The 2,283-nt window shown below is 41.9% G+C and carries 3 protein-coding genes; all 3 read left to right on the forward strand.

What is annotated here, in order from left to right:
- A partial coding sequence (locus tag LC574_RS36455; protein ID WP_229458485.1) for a hypothetical protein occupies positions 1 to 237 on the forward strand: 237 nt, incomplete at its 5' end.
- A 318-nt stretch (positions 238 to 555) separates the two neighbouring features.
- Positions 556 to 1,317 (forward strand): hypothetical protein, encoded by a 762-nt coding sequence (locus tag LC574_RS36460; protein ID WP_229458486.1) that lies wholly within the window; start codon positions 556 to 558, stop codon positions 1,315 to 1,317.
- Complete coding sequence (locus LC574_RS36465) at positions 1,296 to 2,141, forward strand: hypothetical protein (RefSeq protein WP_229458487.1); 846 nt, start codon at positions 1,296 to 1,298, stop codon at positions 2,139 to 2,141. Before LC574_RS36460 ends, LC574_RS36465 begins: the two co-directional genes overlap by 22 nt.
- Positions 2,142 to 2,283 lie beyond the last annotated feature (142 nt).

The following is a 2,283-nucleotide window of genomic DNA, read 5'->3' on the forward strand; positions in this document are numbered from 1 at the left end:
TCCGATCTACTTGTTTCCAAATTAGCAAGATTGTTTCGTAACGGTCGAGACAATTGGAAAGAGAGAGCTTTGGAAAAACAGAAAAAACTTAGAGCATTAGAAATAAAAGTCAGAGATTTATCAGCCTCACGAGACTATTGGAAAAGCAGAGCAAAAAATGCTGAATCAAATCTACTCAAACAGAATATTGAGATAGAGGACGAAAAAAAAAGAGATAGTTACAAGCGCTCTAGCTAATTTGGAAACAAGTGGACAGGCTCTTTATCAGATAGCAAAGGGACATTATTATTCAGTCGAAATAATTCAAATAGCAGTACAACCCCTAACTATCTAATTGGTGTTGTTTACAGGTAAGCTGAAAAAACATATAGCAGCAGCCAGTCCTCAGTGATCGTAAAATTGCCTCGCCACCGCCCACAAAGACATTTCCCGGATGCCAAACGAATAGTTGTGAAATGTGAGCTAAATTCGTGTATCCATTGCGACACCAAATTAGTTAGCCTTCCATCTTGGCATATGCGAAAAACCATTCAAACGCTAAATGGAGCAGTTTTTGTGGCAGGCAAGGGGAAAAAATGTGCCAACGCCGAATGTGAATATTTTGGTAAACACTACTTAGCCTATGGTGTACTAAAATATAGTTTGCCTCAAAGTACTTACGGGCTAGATGTGCTGGCATTTATCGGTTGGCAGCATGAGCATGAGCATCAACAGTTGGTAGAAATTCAACGAGAATTAAAGGGGCGTGGTGTAGAAATTAACGAGAGTAATGTAGGGAAGCTATATCGTCAATTTCTGGCACTGTTGGGTGGAACGATGGCACATACCCAGGAGAAATTAGCTGCTACAGCAGTTGAACATGGTGGCTTGATTTGGGCAATAGATGCCTTACAGCCAGAGGGTCATGGGACTTTGTTATACGTATTATATGAAGTATTAAGTGGTACAGCAGTCAGTGGAATTCAGTTACCCCAGGCACAGGCACAACTGTTAATTGAGTGGCTGCAACCATATAAGGAGTTTCCGTACAAAGTACTGGCAACATTATCAGATGGGGAATCAGCAATCATCGCGGCAATAAATTCAACTTGGACAGATGCACCACATCAACGTTGTCAGGCACACTTCCTAAGTAATTTGAGTGAATCTGTGCTGCCATTAGATACAAAGCTCCGACACCAATTAAAAGCAGATTTAGATGGACTGCCAAAAGTCCCAGAGAATTCAGAAAGACCTCAAGACCCAAGTTCCCAACAGCAGCCAAATACTACCCCCCTTTTTCAGCAATCCCCTATTTGTCACGAAACGCAGAGTTAATGATACTCGAAGCTCAAATTCGTGCAGCGATTCGGGATTGTCTCAATCGCACAAGTCGCAAACCTTTCCGATGGGGTGGCTTAAGCGGCTACCAACAACTAGAAGCCATAGGTGCAATACTACGTAGTTTAGCATGTCGAGAAATTGACACAGATTATTTATCTGTGTTGTCAGTATGGGTTGACCAAGCTTTAAGCAACAATCTTTCCATAGCGTTGGATTTGGCAGAAGCGCACAAGTGGTTGCGACAAATTGCTGATTGTTTGCGCTATCCAAATAACTCCAAACGTAGCGCAGATAATGTAACCGATATTACACAAACTAGTTGTTCACCCTTAACGAGCCTTCAGGTTTGGCGCGAGATGGAAGATTTATTACAACAGTTTCAGCCTGACCTTCAACAAAATCCGGCACAGTTTGCTCTCAAGAAAAAGTTACAACGACTATGGGACAAATATGGGACTAACTTGTTGCACTGCTATGACATCCCTGGCTTGCCGCCAGATAACCTCAAAATGGAAGCTATGTTTAGCCATTTGCGTCGCCATCAGCGTCGTATTAGTGGGCGTAAATCAACTGCCGAATTGCGTGATTTTGGGCAATATCAAGTTCTATTCTTAGCCGAAAGTGAAAAACAGTTACTAGAAAAAATTCAGCAAGTACCTATAACTGAGTATAAAACTCAACGTCGTAGATTAGCTTTGGCCCAAGCTCCTCGTCAACAGAAACGTCGCCTTCACCATGATCCAGTTAGCACAATACAAGCTTTGATCAATCAACATACAAAACTTCTCTCTGTGCTTGAGTCTCAAGCTCTTAAATAGGGCTTGCTGAATAAATCTCTAAAAGAAATCTAGAAGCCGCACAGCTTGCAAACTAGTTGTTTCGTCGCTCAGTTTTCAAATTTACCCAGCGATCACTAACGATTGTGCAAGGGTTTTGAGACTCTAGATGTCATGGTCTTGC

Origin of the sequence: Nostoc sp. CHAB 5715, assembly GCF_020829685.1 — a bacterium.
Taxonomy (GTDB): Bacteria; Cyanobacteriota; Cyanobacteriia; order Cyanobacteriales; family Nostocaceae; genus Nostoc.